The 21296-nt window shown below is 61.4% G+C and carries 16 protein-coding genes, 1 tRNA gene and 2 rRNA genes (1 of these 19 cut by a window edge); 16 read left to right on the top strand and 3 right to left on the bottom strand.

Annotated elements, in window-relative coordinates; all coding sequences use genetic code 11:
- The 3 genes from DEJ54_RS02065 to DEJ54_RS02055 form a co-directional block, all read left to right on the top strand.
- Positions 1–2707 (top strand): 23S ribosomal RNA (locus DEJ54_RS02065) (it extends 109 nt beyond the left edge of the window).
- Positions 2708–2788: 81 nt separating this feature from the next.
- Positions 2789–2903: ribosomal RNA gene (gene rrf, locus DEJ54_RS02060) — 5S ribosomal RNA — on the top strand.
- 91 nt (positions 2904–2994) lie between these two features.
- Positions 2995–3071: transfer RNA gene (locus tag DEJ54_RS02055), tRNA-Met, on the top strand.
- A gap of 544 nt (positions 3072–3615) precedes the next feature.
- Here the strand turns inward: DEJ54_RS02055 and DEJ54_RS02045 are convergent.
- On the bottom strand, positions 3616–4152 hold the full coding sequence (locus DEJ54_RS02045) for a hypothetical protein (protein ID WP_113153097.1): 537 nt from the start codon (positions 4150–4152) through the stop codon (positions 3616–3618).
- 249 nt (positions 4153–4401) lie between these two features.
- A complete protein-coding gene (locus DEJ54_RS02040) occupies positions 4402–5295 on the bottom strand; it encodes a MurR/RpiR family transcriptional regulator (protein WP_113153096.1) in 894 nt (297 codons plus the stop codon).
- 137 nt (positions 5296–5432) lie between these two features.
- Here DEJ54_RS02040 and DEJ54_RS02035 point away from each other — a divergent pair, with 137 nt between their 5' ends.
- The 7 genes from DEJ54_RS02035 to DEJ54_RS02005 all read left to right on the top strand — a co-directional run bounded on the left by DEJ54_RS02035 (position 5433) and on the right by DEJ54_RS02005 (position 13415).
- Positions 5433–7037, top strand: coding sequence for an ABC transporter substrate-binding protein (locus tag DEJ54_RS02035; protein WP_113156024.1), 1605 nt, complete (start codon positions 5433–5435; stop codon positions 7035–7037).
- A 74-nt stretch (positions 7038–7111) separates the two neighbouring features.
- Positions 7112–8089: an ABC transporter permease gene (locus tag DEJ54_RS02030; RefSeq protein WP_113153095.1), complete on the top strand. Its 978-nt coding sequence runs from the start codon at positions 7112–7114 to the stop codon at positions 8087–8089.
- Between the two features lie 5 nt (positions 8090–8094).
- Positions 8095–9003, top strand: coding sequence for an ABC transporter permease (locus DEJ54_RS02025; RefSeq protein ID WP_222474007.1), 909 nt, complete (start codon positions 8095–8097; stop codon positions 9001–9003).
- On the top strand, positions 9000–9995 hold the full coding sequence (locus DEJ54_RS02020) for an ABC transporter ATP-binding protein (RefSeq protein WP_204360845.1): 996 nt from the start codon (positions 9000–9002) through the stop codon (positions 9993–9995). The genes DEJ54_RS02025 and DEJ54_RS02020 overlap by 4 nt, the downstream gene beginning before the upstream one ends.
- Positions 9992–11032: an ABC transporter ATP-binding protein gene (locus DEJ54_RS02015; protein WP_113153093.1), complete on the top strand. Its 1041-nt coding sequence runs from the start codon at positions 9992–9994 to the stop codon at positions 11030–11032. The genes DEJ54_RS02020 and DEJ54_RS02015 overlap by 4 nt, the downstream gene beginning before the upstream one ends.
- Positions 11033–11039: 7 nt before the next feature.
- Entirely contained in the window at positions 11040–11915 is an 876-nt protein-coding gene (locus DEJ54_RS02010; protein WP_113153092.1) for an alpha/beta hydrolase, read from the top strand.
- 72 nt (positions 11916–11987) lie between these two features.
- On the top strand, positions 11988–13415 hold the full coding sequence (locus DEJ54_RS02005; protein ID WP_113153091.1) for a M20 family metallopeptidase: 1428 nt from the start codon (positions 11988–11990) through the stop codon (positions 13413–13415).
- A 51-nt stretch (positions 13416–13466) separates the two neighbouring features.
- Here the strand turns inward: DEJ54_RS02005 and DEJ54_RS02000 are convergent, their stop codons facing one another.
- On the bottom strand, positions 13467–14255 hold the full coding sequence (locus DEJ54_RS02000; protein ID WP_245447668.1) for an IclR family transcriptional regulator: 789 nt from the start codon (positions 14253–14255) through the stop codon (positions 13467–13469).
- A 240-nt stretch (positions 14256–14495) separates the two neighbouring features.
- Here DEJ54_RS02000 and DEJ54_RS01995 point away from each other — a divergent pair, with 240 nt between their 5' ends.
- Genes DEJ54_RS01995 through DEJ54_RS01970 form a run of 6 tightly spaced genes read left to right on the top strand, consistent with a single transcriptional unit; the run spans position 14496 to position 21256 of the window.
- Positions 14496–15560, top strand: coding sequence for an ABC transporter substrate-binding protein (locus DEJ54_RS01995; protein ID WP_113153089.1), 1065 nt, complete (start codon positions 14496–14498; stop codon positions 15558–15560).
- Positions 15561–15588: 28 nt separating this feature from the next.
- Positions 15589–17097 (top strand): sugar ABC transporter ATP-binding protein, encoded by a 1509-nt coding sequence (locus tag DEJ54_RS01990; RefSeq protein ID WP_113153088.1) that lies wholly within the window; start codon positions 15589–15591, stop codon positions 17095–17097.
- Positions 17094–18059 (top strand): ABC transporter permease, encoded by a 966-nt coding sequence (locus DEJ54_RS01985; RefSeq protein ID WP_113153087.1) that lies wholly within the window; start codon positions 17094–17096, stop codon positions 18057–18059. The genes DEJ54_RS01990 and DEJ54_RS01985 overlap by 4 nt, the downstream gene beginning before the upstream one ends.
- Positions 18056–18997 (top strand): ABC transporter permease, encoded by a 942-nt coding sequence (locus DEJ54_RS01980; RefSeq protein WP_113153086.1) that lies wholly within the window; start codon positions 18056–18058, stop codon positions 18995–18997. Before DEJ54_RS01985 ends, DEJ54_RS01980 begins: the two co-directional genes overlap by 4 nt.
- A complete protein-coding gene (locus DEJ54_RS01975; RefSeq protein ID WP_113153085.1) occupies positions 18994–19950 on the top strand; it encodes an amidohydrolase in 957 nt (318 codons plus the stop codon). The genes DEJ54_RS01980 and DEJ54_RS01975 overlap by 4 nt, the downstream gene beginning before the upstream one ends.
- Positions 19943–21256, top strand: a complete 1314-nt coding sequence (locus DEJ54_RS01970; RefSeq protein WP_113156022.1) for an alanine racemase — start codon at positions 19943–19945, stop codon at positions 21254–21256. Before DEJ54_RS01975 ends, DEJ54_RS01970 begins: the two co-directional genes overlap by 8 nt.
- The last annotated feature ends 40 nt before the right edge of the window (positions 21257–21296 follow it).

Here is a 21296-nt window from a genome sequence, read left to right as displayed (position 1 = left end):
GATATCCGAATGGGGAAACCCACCTTAGATACTTGGGAAATCATTTTGGCTGGATCGTTTGCCTCAGGGTGATCGAGAGAGCTTAAATGGTTTCCAAGTATCGTTATAAGGTATCTTATTCTGAATACATAGGGATAAGAAGCGAACGCGGGGAACTGAAACATCTAAGTACCCGTAGGAAAGGACATCAACCGAGACTCCGCTAGTAGTGGCGAGCGAACGCGGACCAGGCCAGTGGCTATCGTTAGACAAGCAGAACCTTCTGGAAAGTTGGGCCAAAGCGGGTGACAGCCCCGTATGCGTAATGCGAACGATAGTCCTTGAGTAGGGCGGGACACGTGAAATCCTGTCTGAACGTGGGGGGACCACCCTCCAAGCCTAAGTACTCGTGCATGACCGATAGCGAACTAGTACCGTGAGGGAAAGGTGAAAAGCACCCCGACGAGGGGAGTGAAATAGTACCTGAAACCGGTTGCCTACAAACAGTGGGAGCACGCAAGTGTGACCACGTACCTTTTGTATAATGGGTCAGCGACTTAATGTAACGTGCAAGCTTAAGCCGGTAGGTGTAGGCGTAGCGAAAGCGAGTCTTAATAGGGCGCTCAGTACGTTGCATTAGACCCGAAACCGAGTGATCTAGCCATGAGCAGGTTGAAGGTAAGGTAACACTTACTGGAGGACCGAACCCATATCTGTTGCAATAGATCGGGATGACTTGTGGCTAGGGGTGAAAGGCCAATCAAACTCGGAAATAGCTGGTTCTCCGCGAAATCTATTTAGGTAGAGCGTCGACTGAATACCCTCGGGGGTAGAGCACTGGATGGGCTAGGGGTCCTCACCGGATTACCAAACCTAACCAAACTCCGAATACCGAGGAGTACTAGTCGGCAGACACACGGCGGGTGCTAACGTCCGTCGTGGAGAGGGAAACAACCCTGACCAACAGCTAAGGTCCCCAAGTTATGGCTAAGTGGGAAAGGATGTGAGACTCCCAAAACAACCAGGATGTTGGCTTAGAAGCAGCCATCATTTAAAGAAAGCGTAACAGCTCACTGGTCTAATTAAGGGGTTTTGCGCCGAAAATGTACCGGGGCTAAAGCCATACACCGAAGCTTTGGGCTTGCTTTGCAAGCGGTAGCGGAGCGTTCCGTAGGCTGATGAAGGGAGACCCGTGAGGGCTCCTGGAGGTATCGGAAGTGCGAATGCTGACATGAGTAACGATAAAGGGGGTGAGAGACCCCCTCGCCGAAAGTCCAAGGGTTCCTGCTTAAAGTTAATCTGAGCAGGGTTAGCCGGCCCCTAAGGCGAGGCCGAAAGGCGTAGTCGATGGGAACCACGTTAATATTCGTGGGCCTGGAGGTAGTGACGGATCGTGGACGTTGTCTTTCCTTACTGGATTGGGAAGGCAGCCAAGTGGTCCCAGGAAATAGCTCCTCCATATAGACCGTACCCGAAACCGACACAGGTGGACTGGTAGAGTATACCAAGGCGCTTGAGAGAACTCTGCTGAAGGAACTCGGCAAAATGCACGCGTAACTTCGGGATAAGCGTGACCCTTCTTCGGGCAACCGGAGGGGGGTGGCACAGACCAGGGGGTAGCGACTGTTTATCAAAAACACAGGGCTCTGCGAAGTCGCAAGACGACGTATAGGGTCTGACGCCTGCCCGGTGCCGGAAGGTTAAAAGGAGGAGTGCAAGCTCTGAATTGAAGCCCCGGTAAACGGCGGCCGTAACTATAACGGTCCTAAGGTAGCGAAATTCCTTGTCGGGTAAGTTCCGACCTGCACGAATGGCGTAACGACTTCCCCGCTGTCTCCAGCAGAGACTCAGTGAAATTGAATTCCCCGTGAAGATGCGGGGTTCCTGCGGTTAGACGGAAAGACCCCGTGCACCTTTACTATAGCTTTACACTGGCATTCGTGTCGGCATGTGTAGGATAGGTGGTAGGCTTTGAAGTTCGGGCGCCAGCCTGGATGGAGCCATCCTTGAAATACCACCCTTATCTACATGGATGTCTAACCGCGGTCCGTTATCCGGATCCGGGACAGTGTATGGTGGGTAGTTTGACTGGGGCGGTCGCCTCCTAAAGAGTAACGGAGGCGCGCGATGGTGGGCTCAGAACGGTCGGAAATCGTTCGCTGAGTGCAATGGCATAAGCCTGCCTGACTGCAAGACTGACAAGTCGAGCAGAGACGAAAGTCGGTCATAGTGATCCGGTGGTCCCGCGTGGAAGGGCCATCGCTCAACGGATAAAAGGTACGCCGGGGATAACAGGCTGATGACCCCCAAGAGTCCATATCGACGGGGTTGTTTGGCACCTCGATGTCGACTCATCGCATCCTGGGGCTGGAGCAGGTCCCAAGGGTATGGCTGTTCGCCATTTAAAGCGGTACGTGAGTTGGGTTCAGAACGTCGTGAGACAGTTCGGTCCCTATCTGCCGTGGGTGTAGGAATATTGACAGGATCTGTCCCTAGTACGAGAGGACCGGGATGGACGTATCTCTGGTGGACCTGTTGTGGCGCCAGCCGCATAGCAGGGTAGCTATATACGGAACGGATAACCGCTGAAGGCATCTAAGCGGGAAACCGACCTGGAAACGAGTATTCCCTGAGAGTCGTGGGAGACCACCACGTTGATAGGCCGGGTGTGGAAGTGCGGCAACGCATGGAGCTTACCGGTACTAATAACTCGATAGGCTTGAATCATTCTCATTGCTTATGCTCATCAAGAGCGACAAAATACTGGCCAAAAGGCCAACCAGCTTCTCGATTACATGCGCTTTGCCGACCTGGTGGTCATGGCGGGGCGGCTGCACCCGTTCCCTTTCCGAACACGGCCGTGAAACGCCCCAGCGCCGATGGTACTTCGTCTTAAGACGCGGGAGAGTAGGTCGCTGCCAGGTCTGCAAATCGCATGTAAGCTTCTCGACACAAACCAAAAACAAAAGGCCGCAAACGCGGCCTTTTGGCATGCAAAAAGAACACAAAAGTTGACGCGGGGTGGAGCAGCCCGGTAGCTCGTCAGGCTCATAACCTGAAGGTCGCAGGTTCAAATCCTGCCCCCGCAACCAAATCAACGAACAAACCCCGCTGCACACGCCGCGGGGTTTTTTGCGTTCTAACGCTCCAGAAAACCGACCAGATTCCCAGAAACCGCCCGGCTTCCCAGAAACCCAAAGGCGCGGGCACACCTGACATGCGTTGCCCCGTCGCTCAGAGGCGCTCCCGGGACGCTGAACCGCGCCTGTCCTCACCAAGCCCCGGACCACCCCGGTAAAGACGCTGAAGCGTCGAAACCATCTCCTCGAAACTCTTGTCCAGCTCAACGCAGCTCCGGCGCGTCGGGACAAGATGCGTCGAACGCCCGCTGCGCACTCGCTCCAGAAATCCAGAAGCCTCAAGCTCAAGGATCTTCCGGTGCGTCGTCGAAAGCGGAAGACCCAACGTCATCGAAAGCGAAGATAGATCGTAAAATCGACCCTCAATCTTCCCCGTGATGATCGTACGAACAATCAAAGCATCCAAAGGACCGCCCCACAAACCAGTCTCAATCGCATAAAAACGGCAGCTGGTGTGCTTTATCTGTCCATCCCTTCGTGCGGGGCGCGTTGGCGCTCAGGGAAGGGGGCGGTTCCCCAGATCGGTTCCGGCGTTCTCAACCGCCGAAAATTGTAAGACAGCCGCACTTGATAGGTGTTCTTGGTCGATACGCATTGCTTCGTGATAGAGGTGAAACGGATATCTGCTCGAAGCGGTGCGGGGCGAAGCTCCGTTGTCCGCAGTAAACTGGTTTTGACAAGCCGCGTTCGGCTCGCTTGAGTTTGATGACGATGCGGGCGCTCTGTTCTTCTTGCCGGTTTCCCGCGAGACCGTCGCCATCGTCATTTCGCCCGATCGCCGGGCCCTGCAGACGGCGCGCATGTTTCGGGATGAGCTGGCGGGCGGCAATGGCGTTAACGACTCTATGTCGATGCACTGCTCACCATGTTCGGCGTCGAGGTGTTGCGGAGATACGACGATGCCGCGCGCCCGAAGAAGAGCGGGACGGGCGGGCTTTTGTTTCGCAATGAGAAAAGGATACGGGAGCACCTGGGCGAGAATTTCAGACGCAAGCTCAGTGTAGCCGACCTCGTCGGCGTCTGCGACCTTCACCGGGGCCTTTCATCGTGGCTTTCACAAACACGTTCAGTGAGCGCCCGCATCGGTATCTTATCAACCTTCGGCTCGATTATGCCCGGTGTCTTCTCACCGAAGGAGACATGCAGATACCCGGGCAGATACCCGGGCAGATACGCGAGATCGCCCGTCTTCCGGGTTTTCATGCCAGAAGCATCTGGCGACGTCGCTCAGAATACACCGGGGCGTGCCCCCAGGAAAACCAGGTCCGAGCGGTAGCTGTCTTCACGAACCGTCAGGGTCCTTGCCCGAAACCTTTCCGATGTCGGGCATGTAGCGTTCTGCCAGGCGGAGCTGAACGTCCGCGCCGTCCGTGCTCTGATTGGCGATTGCCGCCACGAGCGCGTCGACAAGCGCGAAGGCTGATGTGGCTGAATTGGGGAGCAGGCGTCTCTTTGCCTCGGCGAACAGAACCACGTCTGCGTCGCGTGCGACCGGGCTGGTCGGGCTGTCGGTGATGCACAGAATGCGCGCGCCGCGGCGCTTGGCAACACCACACAGCTCCACCGTGTTGGGAGAATAGCGCGGGAACGAGATGAACACGGCGAGATCGTTTTCATTGCAGTGAACCAGCCGCCGATAGGCTGAATTGGCGCCGCCCGTTGCGCCCATCATCGTGACATTGCCGCGGCAGAAGGGCTCCAGCCCGTGTGTCAGCATGCCGGCGATGTAGTAGCTGATGCCGGAACCGAAGGTGAAAATGCGCTGCGCGTCGAGAATAAGCTCGACCGCGTGGCTGCAGCCGGCCTCATCGAGACCGTCGAGCGTGTTCTGCAGATTGTCCAGATCCTGCGTGAGCCCGTTGCGCATGATGTCGATATTGCTCGCATCATCGTCAATTTCTGTGCGCAGTTTCTCCACGGCTGCCATATCCATGCGCAGCGCGTCCATCTGGCTTGCGCGAAACTCGGGAAACCCCTTGAAACCTATGGCCTTGGCGAAGCGATTCGCGGTCGCGTTGGAGACATTGCAGCGCGATGCCAGTTCCACATTGGTCATCATCGCCGCTTCGGCCGGGGAGCGCAGGATAAAGTCCGCAATCCGGCGATGGCCAAGGCTCAGATCCTGATACGCCCTGCCGATGCGACTGGCCACTTCCGAGTGGTACATCGTGTCCATGTCAGCCCCCTTGACCCTAATGAATTTTCATGTTTTTCATTTCGATGAAAATTTTCTTTCATCGTTTCAGCATATCAGATGCAGAAATTCAATGGAGCGCTTTTGCGCGCATGAACCGGGAGGGTGAACTGGTGAAAATGAAGTCGTTTCTCTTTGCAGGCACGGCAGCCATTCTGGCGTCGGCAACAATGTCGAGCCAGGCTGAAGAACTGAAGATCGCGCTGTCCTCGGAGCCCACGGCTGCCGATCCGCACTACCACAATCTGTCGACCAACAACGCGTTCGTTCAGCACATTTTCGAAGCGCTGACGGCGACCGACGCCAACCAGAATGTCGGGCCTTCGCTCGCTGAATCCTGGGAAGGCGTGGACGACAACACCTGGGTTTTCAAGCTGCGTGAGGGTGTGAAGTTCTCCGACGGAAGCGACTTCAATGCCGATGACGTCGTCTTCACCTTCTGCCGTGTGCTGAACAACGAGAACAACGTTTCGGGCTCGTTTGCGCCGGACGTTGAAAACTTCGCCAGCGTCGAAGTGAGCGATCCCTACACGGTGAAGATCACCACCAAGCAGGTCGAGCCGCTTCTGCCGGAACTCCTGTCGCAGATCTACATTCTCAGCGACGGCATTCTCGAGCATGGCGACCTGTCCTTCGACCCGGCCAATGGCTGCGGCGTCACCGGCGAATGGCCGAGCGTCGACAGCTTCAACAATGGTTCCATGACCATCGGCACCGGCCCCTTCGTCCTTGATGATTTCACCAAGGGTTCGAAGATCAAGATGAGCCGCAACGACACCTATTGGGGTGAGGCTCCGGCCTGGGAAAAGGTCGAGCTCGTGCCCGTTCCCTCCGCAGGTCCGCGTCTGGCAGGCCTTCTCGCCGGCGATTACGACTTCATCGAAAGCCCGGCTGCCCGCGACGTGAAGCAGCTTGGCGAAGAGTTCGGCTACACGGCCAAGCCGTCGAGCCGCGTCATCTTCCTGCAGATGGACGTTGCCCGCGATGACAGCCCGTTCATCGAGGCTGAAGGCGGCAAGAACCCGTTCCAGGACGAGCGCGTTCGCCGCGCCGTTGCGCACGCCATCAATCGTGAAGCGATCGTCGAGCGCATCATGGACGGTTTCGCAGAGCCGGCCAGCCAGTTCGTTCCGTCCGAAATGTTTGGCGCACAGACGGACCCCGTTCCGCTGACCTATGACCCGGAGAAGGCGAAAGCGCTGCTTGCGGAGGCCGGCTATCCCGATGGCTTCAAGGTCACGCTTTCTGCGACCAACGACCGCTACATCAACGACTCGCAGGTGGCTCAGGCCATCGCGCAGTTCCTGACGCGCGTTGGCATCGAGACCGACCTCGACGCGATGACCCGCTCGATCTTCTTCTCCCGCCGCAGCAAGCGTGAGTTCAGCTTCTCCATGGGCGGCTGGGGCTCCACCTCCGGCGGTGCGGCATCCTTCCTGCGCCAGTATGTGACGACCGGCGACAAGGAGCGTGGCGTTGGCGGTTCGAACTATGGCGGCTGGTCCGATCCCGAGTTCGATGCAGTCATTCTCGAAGCCATCGAGACCGTCGATGCCGGGAAGCGCGCAGAGATGCTGCAGCAGGCAGGCCAGATGGCGCTCGACAAGCTGGGCCTGATCCCCGTGCATTTCGAGAGCACGCTGTGGGCCTACCGCGATGGTCTGGCGTTCGATGGCCGCATGGACCAGTACACCATGGCCAAGGACATCCGGCCGGCCAAGTAGCCACCTCAAACAGTCTGAACCATCCATCGGCGCGTCTTCGCGCCGATGGTCATTAACGGGCGGGAGCGCTTCCGGTGCTATTGTTTACCCTGCAAAGGATGCTGCAAAGCATCGCTGTTCTTCTGGCCGTGTCGGTTGCGGTGTTCCTTGCCGTCTACGCGGTCGGCGATCCCGTCGAGCTTCTGGTCAATCCGGAAGCCACGCAGCTTGAGCGTGAGGCGATGGTTTCCCGGCTGGGCCTCGATCAGCCCGTCTGGATGCAATATTTCACCTTTCTGTCCAACGCCGTTCAGGGCGATATGGGCACCTCCTTCGTGCATGCCGAGCCAGCGCTTCAGCTTATTCTGAGCCGCATGCCGGCAACCTTCGAGCTGGTGTTTCTCGCCATGCTCGTCGCCAGCATCATCGGCATTCCGCTCGGTCTCTATGTGGGGCTGAAAGAGGAAAACCGCATCGCCCGCGCGATCATGACCGGCTCCATCTTCGGCTACTCGATTCCGAGTTTCTGGAAGGGCATGGTCCTCATTCTCTTCTTTGCCGTCTGGCTTCAGTGGCTGCCTGCCTCCGGTCGTGGCGAAACGGTTTCCGTCTTCGGCATTCCGTTCAGCTTTCTCACCGTTGACGGCCTGCGCCATCTGGCCATGCCGGTCATCAACCTGGCCATTCCCAACATCGCTCTGATCACAAGGCTGACGGCCGCCGGCGCTTCCGAAGCGCGCATGCAGGATTACGTGAAATTCGCCCGCGCCAAGGGCGTGCGCGAAAAGCGCATCGTGCGCCGTCACATCCTGCGCAACATTCTCATTCCCATCATCACGGTGCTGGGCGTTGAGTTCGGCTCCCTGATCGCCTTCTCCACGATCACGGAAACCGTGTTCGCATGGCCGGGCATGGGCAAGCTGCTCATCACCAGCATCTACCAGCTCGACCGCCCGGTCGTGGTTGCCTACGTGATGCTCGTCACCTTCATCTTCGTCGTCGTCAATCTGCTGGTCGACTTCACCTACGCGCTGCTCGATCCGCGCGTCAGCCTGTCGGAGCGCATGTCATGAGCGAGATGCAGAACATGTCTTCTCAAACGCGCCCGCCTCTGGCCGACACACCGCAGCGCGGGGCCAATCTGCGCCGCATCAAGCGCCGGCCGAGCGTCAGGAAGGCGCTCCTCCTTCTGGGCATTGTGGTGGCGACAGGGCTTCTCCTGCCCTTCTTCGCGCCGCAGAACCCTTATGACCTCGCGTCGTTCAGCGTCATGGACAACCGCCTGCCGCCCGGTAGCGAGGGCATGAATGGCGAGATCTTCTGGCTGGGCACCGATTCCCAGGGGCGCGACATGCTCTCGGCCATCTTCTATGGCCTGCGCATCAGTCTTCTGGTCGGTCTTGTCGCCACGGCCATCGCGCTCATCATCGGCGTCACGGTGGGTCTTGCCGCCGCTGTGTTCGGCGGTCGGGTCGAAACGCTGCTCATGCGGCTGGTCGACTTCATTCTCGGCTTTCCCACCATTCTGGTGGCGCTGGTGATGCTGGCGGTCATCGGGCGCGGCGTCGACAAGGTCATTCTGGCCATCGTCGTGGTGCAATGGGCGAACTACGCGCGCATCATGCGGTCAGCCGCGCTGGTCGAGCGCAAGAAGGAATATGTCGAGGCTGCCTACAATCTCGGCTATTCGCGCCTGCGCATCATGTTCCGCCACATCATGCCCAACAGCCTGAGCGCCGTGCTCGTCGTGGCGACCATTCAGGTTGCCTCCGCCATCACGCTTGAAGCGACGCTCTCCTTCCTGGGTGTCGGCGTGCCGGTCACCGAGCCTTCGCTCGGGCTTCTGGTCGCCAATGGCTTCGACTTCCTGATGAGTGGCGATTACTGGATCAGCTTTTTTCCGGGCCTTGCCCTTCTGGTGTTGATCTTTTCCCTCAATCTGGCCGGCGACCGCCTGCGCACGGCCCTCGATCCAAAGCGTTCATGATGTCTGATCAGTCTTCATCTCCGTTGCTCGCGGTCGAGAATCTGCGCACCGTGTTTCACTTCGCCGATGGCGCCTATCCCGCCATCGACAGTCTTTCCTTCGAGCTCAGGGCCGGCGAGGTTCTCGGGCTTGTGGGCGAATCCGGCTCCGGCAAGTCCGTCGCCGGGTTCTCCCTGATCGGTCTGGTGGATGCGCCCGGCGAGATCGTCTCCGGCGAGGTCCGCTTCAAGGGACGTGATCTGCGCAAGCTGAGCGACGAGGAGCTGCGCCGGGTGCGTGGCAAATCCGTCTCCATGATCTTTCAGGATCCGCTGACCACGCTCAATCCCGTGCTCACCATCGGCGAGCAGATGATGGAGGCGATCAGCGAGCACGAAACCGTCGATCCGGCCACCGCGCGCCAGCGCTGCATCGATACGCTCACCAAGGTGGGCATCACCTCGCCACAAACGCGTGTCGACCAGTTTCCGCACGAGCTTTCCGGCGGCATGCGCCAGCGCGTTGCTATCGCCACGGCGCTGCTCAACCAGCCCGAACTGATCATCGCGGACGAGCCGACCACCGCGCTCGACGTCACCATTCAGGGCCAGATTCTGGCCGAGATGCAGACGCTGCAGAAGGAAACCGGGACGGCGCTCATCTGGATCACGCATGATCTGGGCGTGGTTTCGGAACTGGCTGACCGCATTGCCGTGATGTATGCGGGCGGCATTGTCGAGATCGGGCAGGTCGATGACGTGCTCGATACGCCCCGCCATCCCTATACGCTTGGCCTGCTCAACTCCGTTCCCGGCGACACGCCGCGCGGCGAGGCGCTGCGCCAGATCGAGGGCGCGGCCCCGTCGCTGACGGCAAGGCCGCTCGGCTGTCCCTTCCATCCCCGCTGTTTCCGCGCCAGCGATCTGTGCCGCACCGGGGAGCCGCCGCTTGCGCAGGCCGGTGATCACAGCTGGCGCTGTCACCATCCGCTTGATCCGGAGAAGACGCCATGAGCCCGCGCACCGACATCACGAGCGCTCCGGACAGGGGCGAGGACGCGATCCTTGAGGTTCGCAGGCTCTCCCGCCGCTTTTCGCGCAAGCCCGTACTGGCCGAGCAGCTTCTCGGTCTGGTTGGAAAAGCGCCGGAAATTCCGGTTCTCACGGCCGTCAAGTCGCTCGATCTGACCGTGCGGCGTGGCGAGGTTCTGGGCCTTGTCGGCGAGTCCGGCTGCGGCAAGTCCACGCTTGGCCGCATGATGACGGGCATCAACCCGCCATCGGAAGGCGAAATCCTCTACAATGGCAAGCGCACGGATGAGATGAGCCGTCAGGAACGGCTCGCCTATACGCTCGCCGTGCAGATGGTCTTTCAGGACCCGTATGCGTCGCTCAACCCGCGACAGACGGTCGGCGAGATCCTTTCCGAGCCGCTGCGCGTACACAATCGATGCAAGAGCCGGGCGGAAATCAGCGAACGTGTCGATGCGGCGCTCAATGAAGTCGGGCTCGACCCGTCCTATAGGGATCGCTATCCGCATCAGTTCTCCGGTGGTCAGCGTCAGCGCATCGGCATTGCCCGCGCCCTGATTGTCGATCCCGAATTTCTGGTCTGCGACGAGCCCATTGCCGCGCTCGACGTGTCCATTCAGGCGCAGGTCATCAACCTGTTTCTGGAGCTGCGGGCGCAGCGTGCGCTGACCTATCTCTTCATCAGCCATGACCTGTCGGTCGTCTGGCACATCGCCGACCGGGTTGCGATCATGTATCTGGGCGAGATCGTCGAACTCGCGCCGACAACGGAGCTGTTCGACAGCCCGGCCCATCCCTACACGCAGACGCTGCTTGCCGAGATCCCCTCGGTGAAGCGCCGTCGCCGCGCCTTCCAGCCGGTCAAGGGCGAGCTGCCTTCGCCGCTCAACCCGCCATCCGGCTGTACCTTCCATCCCCGCTGCCCCATGGCCACCGACCGGTGCCGCAGCGAACGCCCGATCAGCCGGACGATCGCGCCGGGCCGCACGGTCGCCTGTCATCTGCACGAACCTTCTTGAGGACTTCATGGAACTGCAAAGCCTGCTCGACGGCAATGGCTCCAACGCCCTGCCTTTCATCTTCTCTGGTCAGCCGGAAAAGACCGTCATTCTGAACACCTACAAGGCTGCCGGATATGAGCCGGGCAAGCCGGTCGTGTTCGTCCAGCACGGCATGCTGCGCAATGGCGACGACTATCGCGATTTCTGGATTGCGGCTGCCGACAGGCACGACCTCCTGATCGTTGCGCCGACCTTCCCGAATGGCGATTTTCCCGAGCCGGAAAACTACAACAACGGCATGGTTCTCGATGCCGAGGGAAAGCCGACCCCGCGTGAAAGCTGGATCTACCGCGCTCCGGCGCTGATCGCCGAGGCCCTTGAAGAGGCCGGCGTCATGAAGGGCGTGAAGCCGAAGATTTTCGGTCACTCCGCCGGTGGTCAGTTCCTGCACCGCATGGTGTCGCTGTTCGGCATGGGGCCGTTCGAGGCCGTCGGCGCGGCCAATGCCGGCTGGTATTCTCTCCCCGATCTGGACACGAATTTCCCCGCCGGTCTTGGCGGTCTGGGCTACGGGCAGCAGGATCTGGTGGCGCTGCTCGCCACGCCGCTGCACATCATGGCCGGCCTGAACGACTGCGAGTCCAACGCCGACAACCTGCCGACCCAGCCCGAGGCCATCGCCCAGGGGCCGGGCCGTCTTCACCGCGCCCGCAATTACTTTGCCAGGGGCAAGGCGAAGGCTGAAGAGCTGGGCGTCCCGTTCAACTGGCAGATGACCGAGGTTCCCGGCGTCGCCCACGATGGCTGCGCCATGTCGGTTGCCGCTGCCGGTCTCTGGTTCGAAGGCGCTCTGCCGGCCGGCGACCAGCTCGGCGCTGGCACCGGTGGCTTCAACGCCTGACGCATATGTGGCCCATCCCGGCCACGACCATCATTCGACGCACGATCATTCATCCCACAAGGAGAGCCAAAAATGAAGAACAGCGATGAGATCTGGGATCTCGTTGATGCAAAGAAGGCCGGTTTCGAGGCGTTGAGCGATCGTGTCTGGGGCATGCCGGAAATCGCCTACACCGAGTACCGCTCCTGCGCCGAACACACCGCCATGCTGCGCGAGCAGGGGTTCCGGGTGGTTGAGGACGTTGCCGGCATTCCCACCGCCGTCATCGGCGAGGCAGGCGAGGGCGGTCCCGTCATCGCCATCCTCGGCGAATATGATGCGCTTCCGGGCCTGAGCCAGGAGGCCGGCATCGCCGAGCCGCGTCCCCTGCCGGGCAATGGCCATGGTCACGGTTGTGGTCACAACCTGCTTGGCAGCGCCGCACTTCTGGCCGCCACGGCAATCAAGGACTGGCTGGAAGAGACCGGACGTCCGGGCCGCGTGCGCTATTATGGCTGCCCGGCGGAAGAGGGTGGCGCTGCGAAGAGCTTCATGGCGCGCGCCGGCGCGTTTGAAGATGTCGATGCGGCCATCACCTGGCACCCGGCGTCCTTCACCCGTGTTGACGAGGCCATGTCGCTGGCCAACACGCGCATGGACTTCGCGTTCACGGGCCGTTCGTCCCACGCTGCCGCCGCACCGCATCTGGGCCGCAGCGCGCTCGATGCCGTCGAGCTCATGAGCGTCGGCGTCAATTACCTGCGTGAGCATGTGCCGGCCGACAGCCGCATCCACTACGCACTGCTTGATGCCGGCGGCATCGCGCCCAACGTGGTGCAGGCAAAAGCCAAGGTTCGTTATGCGATCCGGTCCACCAGTCTGCCGGGCATGTTCGCTCTCAATGAGCGCGTGCAGAAGGTGGCGCGCGGCGCGGCGATGATGACCGAAACGAAGGTCGACATCTCCATCATGAGTGCAGTGGCCAATCTGCTTGGCAACACGCCGCTCGAAGAAGCCATGCAGCGTCAGATGGACCGTCTCGGACCCGTCGCCTTTGACGATGAGGATCGCGCTTTTGCCGCCAAGATTCAGGACACGCTGTCGGACGAGGATATTCACAACGACTATCTTCGCATCGGCCTGCCGGTGAAGGACAACACACCGCTGTGCGATTGCGTGGTGCCGCGCGATCTCGAGGGCGTGCCGATGATCGGCTCCACCGATGTGGGCGATGTGAGCTGGGTGGTGCCCACCGTTCAGGCGCGTGTTGCGACCCATGCCATCGGCACACCGGGGCACTCCTGGCAGATCACCGCGCAGGGCAAAATGCCCGCAGCCCACAAGGGTATGGTCTACGCCGCAAAGGTGATGGCGGGAACGGCGCTCGATTTGATCGGCGACGCCGATCTGCTGGCGAAGGCCAGGGAAGACCACGCCGCCCGCACGGCCGCGACGCCCTACACCTGTCCGATCCCGGAAGACGTGCAGCCGCCGCTGCAACCGCGCCCGGCGGATATCTGATCGTGAAACTGAAACGGGCGGCCAAAGCCGCCCGTTTTCATTTCCGGGTGTCTATCGGCTGAGTGGCGGAACGCTTGTCTGTCCGCTCAGGCGCTGCGAGGCGCGCTTGAGGCAGAGCAGATATTCTTCCCTGTTCTCAATCCCGTCTTCCCGCGGCGCGACAAGGCAGAGCGTCGCCACGCAGCGGCGGTTTGCATCGAGAACCGGAACCGCGAAACAATGGGTGAAGCTGTCCACGATGCTGTCGAAGGTGAACTCGCCCTTGAGCCATGCTTCGCGCACTTCGCGAATGAAGACCGCCGGTTCCAGCCATTCGCCATTAGGGAGCTGAAAGTCCTGCGGCGGGATGAAGTCGATGATTTCCTGATCCGAAAGATGCGCGACCAGCAGGCGGCCGGACGCTGTCCACGGGATAGGCACCGACTGCCCCACATCCGATGAAATGCGGAACGGGCGCGCGCCCTCCTTCATGCGAACGACGATGTATTTGTTGCCGTCCAGCATGCAGAACTGCGAGGTCTCGCGCGTTTCATGCGCGATCATCTCAAGGGCGGCTTCGCACTCGCGGGTGAAATCGAACTGCTCTTCATAGGCCGCGCCCAGGAAATAGAGCTTGCGTCCGAGGAAAACCCGCCCGTCGCCGCCGGCGAGTTCAAGGATCTCGTTGCGCAGGAGAAGGTTCACCAGCTCGTAGACCGAAGAGCGCGGCGCGCCGATCTGGACCGCGATCTCGTTGGGGCGCATCGGGATTTTCTGATCACGCAGAAAATCCAGTATCTCGAATGCGCGGTCGAGACCACGTGCGCGCTTGGCAGTGCTGGTCGGTGCGGCGGTATCCAACGGCCTCGTCTCCATCGCTTCTGGCTCTGTCCTTCTTCTGAACTCGTTGCAGCCTGTCAATGCTCTTGGCGTCACACCCGGAGTGGAAGGGGTGTTCGCCGTGATTTTTCGACCGCCACTTGCAGGGGCGTCAAAACCGGATAATATGCACTTTCACTATAAAGATCATTTGTACATTATAGCGGACATTGATTGGCGGCAAGCCTTTTGCGGCGCCGCATCTTGTTGAGGGAGGAAGACATGCATTTATCGGGTTCTGAAAATTCCAGGCGTCGTCGCGGCCTGCTCATGGGCGTTGCGGCGGCATCCATGCTGGTTGCCGGCAGCGGAGCGGCTTCGGCTGCGGCCAACTGCATCCAGGGAGACCGCGAAGCGCCCTATACGATCGGCTGGGCGAACATCTATTCCGTACCGACCTGGATGAAGCAGACCGAAGGCACCATCGCTGCCGAGGTCGAAGAGCTGAAGAAGGCCGGTCTGGTCGACGATCTCATGATCACCGACGCCCAGGGCAATGCCCAGACGCAGATCCAGCACATCCAGTCCATGATCGACGCCAATGTCGACGCCATCGTCGTCATCGCCGGTTCGTCCAACGCGCTCGACCGCGTGATCTCGGACGCCTGTGACAAGGGCATCGCCGTCGTCAACTTCGACAGCCTGGTCAACACCGACAAGGTGACCGCCAAGATCAACACCGATTCCGGTGAATGGGGTGCAGCTGCTGCACAGTGGATGGTCGATCAGCTCGGCGGTGAAGGCAAGATCATCGTCATGAACGGCCCGGCAGGCATTTCCGTCAGCGATGACCGCCGCAAGGGCGCGCAGCCGGTTCTGGACGCCAATCCCGGCATCGAGATCCTGACCGAGACCAACACCGAATACAATGTCGCGCCCGCTCAGGAGGCCATGACCAGCCTTCTGTTCGCCAACCCGGAAATCGACGGCGTTCTTTCGCTCGGCGGCGCGCTTTCGGCCGGTTCCGTTCTCGCCTTCGACCGTCAGGGCCGCGAGCAGGTTCCGACCACCGGTGAAAACGCACGTCAGTTCCTTGAGCTCTGGAAAGAGAAGGGTCTGGAAGGCTGGGCAACCATGCAGCCGAACTGGCTGGGCGCCCTGTCTGTCTACGCAGCGGTTCAGGCGCTTGAGGGCAAGGACGTTCCGGCTTTCATCAAGGTGCCGCTGCCGGTCATCGGCGACGACACGATCGACGGCTATCTCGCGCGCGCCGATCAGTTCCCGGCCGACGGATACATCTACTCCGACTACGACCGCGCGCTCTTCGACAAGCTGCTGGCGCAGTAAGACACGAAGACGAAAAGGCCGGTTCCTGATGACGAAAACCAAGCCCCTGCTCGAAGCCAGGCAGGTGTTCAAGGGGTTTTTCGGCAACCCGGTGCTCAAGGGCGTGGACATCGCCCTTGAGCCCGGACGCGTTCACGCTCTTCTGGGTGAGAACGGTGCTGGAAAATCGACACTGATCAATCTGCTCTCGGGCGCTTTGCAGCCCGACAAGGGCGACATTGTCGTGGACGGCAAGCCCGTCTCGCGCTTCAGCCCCGCTGCTGCGCGAGAGGCGGGCATTGCCGTCGTTCAACAGGAGCTGAGCCTTGCCGCCGAGCTGTCCATTGCCGAGAATATCGGCCTTGGCGCTCTGCCACGGCGCTTTGGTCTCATCGACTACAAAGCGCTTTCCGCCTCCGTCGCGGAGGTCTGCGAGCGGGTCGGCCTGACCGAACCGCTCGACATGCCCGTTGGCGATCTCTCGCTTGGCCGCCGGCAGATGGTGGAAATTGCCAAGGCGCTTTTCCGCAAGCCGCGTGTGCTCATTCTGGACGAGCCGACATCCTCCCTGTCCGCGCATGAGGCGGGCATTCTGGCAGGCCTCATCCGCAAGCTGCGTGATGAAGGCATCGCGCTTCTCTACATCTCCCATCGCCTCAACGAGGTTCAGGCGCTGTGCTCGCATGTCACGGTGCTGAAAGATGGCGTGGTGACCGCCGACCAGCCGCTGGCCGGCGTCGATGATGAAGGTCTCGTGCGCCTGATGGTGGGCCGCGATGCGGGCGACCTGTTCCCCGCCTGGCAGAACCATCCTGCCGGCGCCGAACTCATCCATCTGAAGAAATTTTCCGCAGGCACGGCCCTTGATGTCGATTTCCAGGCATCCGCCGGCGAGATTATTGGCATCGGCGGTCTGGTGGGGCAGGGACAGGAGGATTTCCTGCTCGGCCTGTACGGCGCAATTCCCGCTTCCGCAGAGAAGGCGGAAATCTCGGGAAGCCACCGCCCGCTGAAAACCGTCGAGGCGGCCAATCAGGCCGGCCTCGCCTATGTGCCGGCTGACCGCAAGCATGAGGGGCTCGTTCTGCCGCATTCCATTGCGTCGAACCTCCTTCTGCCCTCGCTTGGCAATCTGGTGAAACATGGTCTGCGCGACCGCGCCGCCGAGCGCAATCTGGTTGCCGATCTTGCCAAGCGGCTGACGATCAAGGGCGATGTGACCCGTCCGGTTCAGGCGCTTTCCGGTGGCAATCAGCAGAAGGTGGCGCTGGCCAAATGGCTGCCGCTCGATCCTTCGGTACTGCTCCTCAACGACCCGACGCGTGGCGTCGATATCGAGACCAAGCGGGAAATCTATCTGATGCTGCAATCCTTCGCGCGCGAGGGCAAGCTGGTCATTCTTCTGAGTTCCGACACGCCTGAACTCGTCCATCTTTGTGATCGTGTCGCCGTGTTCCGCGAGGGGCGCGTTGTGGCCACGCTGCCGCGCGCAGACATCTCCGAAGAAGCGATCGTCGGCGCCGCCATGGGCGTCTCAGCGAAAGGAACTGCGGCATGAGTGCCACCACCGTTCCGGCAAATCTCTATGCCGCCGTCCAGAAGCGCCGCAATCGCGGCCTGACGGGCCTTTATCTGGTCGTTGCCGCGTTTCTCGTGGTCTACGCCGTTCTATTTCCGGGCCTTCTCAGCGTTGGCGGTTTCTCCAAGTTCACGCAGAACTGGTTCCCGCTGGCGCTCGTCACCATGGCGCAGGCCCTGATGATGCTGAATGGCGGCATCTCGCTTGCCATCGGTCCGATGGTCAGCCTCGGCGCGGTCATTGCCGCCGTCACCATGGGCGGTCCGCTGGGTGTTCTGGGCGGGCTGATCGCCGTCTCGGTCGCCGGCCTCTTCATCGGCGCGGTAACGGGCGGCATCGTCGCCTATCTGCGCCTGCCCGCCATCATCGTCACGCTGGCCGGATCGTTCATCATCACCGGCATCGCGCTCATTCTCCTGCCGCGTCCCGGCGGCTACATCCCCGACTGGTTCTCCGACCTGCTTGCCGGTCACACGCCGGTTGCGTTTGGCCTTCTGGTCCTGCTTTTGATCGGCTGGAAACTCTATCTCGCAACGCCGCTCGGCCTTGGCATCTATGCCGCCGGAAACAATCCCGTCGGCGCGTTCCGCTCGGGCGTTCCCGTCGAGCGCGTCAAGGTGTTCGCCTTCGCGCTGTCGGGTCTTCTTGCAGCCCTTGCCGGCCTTTTCGTTGCAGCCCAGACCGGCTCTGGCGATCCGGTCATCGGCACGCCCTTCACGCTCAACTCCATCGCCGGCGCGGTGCTTGGCGGCGTCGCCTTTCTGGGCGGCAAGGGCACGATGCGGGGCGTCATCTGCGGCAGCCTGCTTCTCTCGGTCATGATCAACGTCATGTTCTTCCTCGGCTTCCCGCCGGTCGCTCAATATGTGGCGCAGGGCCTCATCATCGTCGGCGCAGTCGCGATCCCGCAATTGACCAGCCAGTGGAGGGCAAAGCCATGAACGCTCTCAAGTCGGCCTTCCGCAATCCGCCGCTTCTGACGCTGATTCTCGTGATCCTCGTCTGGATCGTCGCCAGCCTCACGCTGCGTGGCTTCGGGGCCTTTGGCCACCTGCGCTACCTGCTGGAACTCTCCGCAGTCATCGGCATCGTCGCCGCCGGCCAGACGCTCGTGATCCTGATGGGCGGCATCGACCTTTCGGTCGGCGCGGTCATCACGGTCACGGCCATTCTCCTGCCGCTCATCTCGCCCGACATCGATCCCACCGGCCTCGTGGGCATCGTGCTTGCGCTGGGCATCGCGTCCAGCATCGGCTTTCTCAATGGCGTTGGCGCGGCCTATCTCAAAGTGCCGCCCATCATCATGACACTGGCCATGGCGACCTTCCTGCAGGGCATGCTGGTCATCGTCGCCGGCGGCAGCGCCGTCTCCGTCACGAACGCAACCGTCATCTGGCTCGGCCAGGCGCGGCCCTTCGGCATTCCCGCCGGCGTTCTCCTGTGGGTGGCCGTGTCGATTGTGGTGCTGCTCATCATTCACCGCATGCCGGCCGGCGCGCGTTTTCTGGCGCTGGGGGCCAACCCGCTGGCAACCGAGCTTTCGGGCGTCAGCGTCAAGCGCAACACGCTGCTCCTGTTCACGCTTTCGGGCTTCTTCGCCGGTCTTGCCGGCATCCTGATCCTCGGCATGAACCGTCAGGGCTATGTGGGCATCGGCGATCCCTATCTTCTGACGTCCATCGCCGCTGTGGTTCTGGGGGGCACCTCCATTCTGGGCGGGCGCGGCACCTATGCGGGCACCATTCCCGGCGCGATCCTTCTTGTCACCACCACGGCGCTGATCACCGTGGTCAACGCGTCGCCCGGCTGGCGGTCCATCATGTTCGGATCGCTCATTCTGGCACTGCTCCTGATCTCGGGGCGTGAGGCGCGACGATGAGTTCTGCCTATGCGGGTCCGGTCATCGACCCGCACCACCATCTGTGGGACCTGTCGCTTGGCAGGCATCCCTGGCTTGCGCCGCCTGAAGCCGCTGATGAGGAGATGGTGTTCGGCAGCATCGCGCCGATCCGTCGCGACTATGGCGTGGGCGACTATCTGTGGGACGCGGCCCGGCAGAACATCGTCGCCACCGTCCATGTCGAGGCCGGCTGGTCGGATGATTTTCCGCTGGAGGAAACGCGCTGGCTCGACAGTCTCGACAGGCGTTTTGGCGTTGCCGCGCGCTATGTGGCGCGCGTGCCGCTTGCCGGTGCGGATGCGCAGCGCCTCGTTGAGCGTGAGGCTGCAAATCCCGCTGTGGTCGGCATTCGCGATATCGTCAGCTGGCATCCCGACCCGGCAAAGAGCTTCGCCTCCCGCGAAGGCATGATGAGCGACCCGCGCTGGCGCGAGGGGCTTTCGCGCGCCACCGAACTCGGCCTCAGTTTCGATCTCATGCTCTTTCCCTGGCAGATGGGGGAGGCGGCGCGCCTTGTCGCCGATCATCCCGACACGCAATTCGTGCTCAACCATTGCGGCAGCCCGGTGGATCGCAGCGAGGAAGGCATGGCGCTCTGGCGCAGCGGGCTTTCGGAGCTTTCCAGTGCGCCCAACATCGCCATCAAGATCTCCGATCCCGTGGCCTATGATCACCACTGGACAGTCGACAGTCTGCGCATGGTGATCGACCACTGCATCGCCTGTTTCGGGCCGCAGCGCGCCATGTTCGCCAGCGATTTTCCCGTTGCCGGTCTGCACGCGGATTTCGATGCGCTTTATGGCGCGTTCAGAACCATAGCCGCCAGCCATTCGCATGATGAGCAGGAGGCCCTGTTCTTCTCGACGGCGAACCGCATTTACCGCCTTGGCCTATCGCCTTCGCAAACATCACAGGATGCTTCCCATGTCTGACGCCACGCTCACCACTGCGAGCGATCCCGTCATCGATGACCGCGTTCGCGGTTTTCCCGCAGGCCATGCAGCCCTTGGCCTCGGCGCCATCGGCGCTCAGGAGTGGAAGCCCTTCGACGGCGCCATGTCCCTGCCATTGATCTCGCTCGATGAAACGGCGTTCGCCAATAATGTCGATCTGATGATGACCTATGTGCGCGAGCAGGGCGTCGAGATCGCACCGCACGCCAAGACGCCGATGTCGCCGGCCATCGCCGCCCGTCTCGTCGAGGCCGGGGCATGGGGCGTCACGGTGGCCGACATTCGTCAGGCTTCCGTCATGCTGCGCGCGGGCTTCCGCCGCCTGATCCTCGCCAACGAGATCGGTGGCCCGGCGGCAGCCAGACGGCTTGCCCGCCTGCTTTCCGCCTATCCCGATGCCGATTTCTCGATCTTCGTCGATTCACGCGAGATGATGGAGGCGCTCGCTTCCGCGTGGTCTGCTTCCGCTGATCTGCCGCCGCTCGGACTTCTGGTCGAGCTGGGCGCTGCCCGTGGCGGGCTCCGCTCCGGTGAAGCCGCGTTACAGCTCGCCGAGGCCATTCTCGAACGCGAGACCGACACTTTCCGGCTCGCTGGCGTCGCGGCTTACGAAGGTGCAGCCGCAACGCCCGATGCGGCTGAGACGGCACTGCGCATTTCGGCTCTGGTCGAACGCACGGCAACGCTCTTCTCTGCGCTGCGCCAGCGGCTTGGACCGGAGCGTCCGATGATCGTCACCGCCGGCGGTTCGGTTTATTTCGACATGGTGGTTCGCGGTCTGAAGGCGGTGGTCGCCGCAGATCAAAACGCGGTTCTGGTCCTGCGCAGCGGCGCGATCTTCTTTCATGATCACGGCATCTATGAGCGCGGTCTGACCGGCCTCGACAACCGGTCCGGTTTCGTGATCGGCGGCAAGGCCGTTTCGGCGGCCACCGGGTTCCGCCCCGCGCTTCGCGTCTGGGCCGAGGTTCTTTCGAGGCCGGAGCCAGGGCTTGCCGTTTGCGGCATGGGCCTGCGCGATGTGGCGGCCGATCAGGGCCTGCCGCGCCCGCTTGCGTTCTATCGCGATGGCGTGCGCACCGCTCTTTCTCAGACGGTTCGCGTCACCGCGTTGAACGATCAGCATGCCTTCGTCTCACTGGGCGAGGGCGTCGATCTGCGTGTCGGTGATGTGGTGGAGTTCGGCATCTCGCACCCCTGCACCTGCCTTGACCGGCACGCGATCCTCTACGGTCTGGACGGCGATCATCGCGTTGTCTCGGCCTATCTCACCAGCTTCGGCTGAAACTGTTCCAACCCCACCCCACCCCCTACCCAAGCAAAAG

The sequence above is a fragment of the Nitratireductor sp. OM-1 genome (assembly GCF_003296175.1).
GTDB classification, from domain to species: domain Bacteria; phylum Pseudomonadota; class Alphaproteobacteria; order Rhizobiales; family Rhizobiaceae; genus Nitratireductor; species Nitratireductor aquimarinus.
The sequence above is the reverse complement of the archived record's forward strand: the minus strand, read 5'-3'. Positions and strand labels throughout refer to the sequence as shown.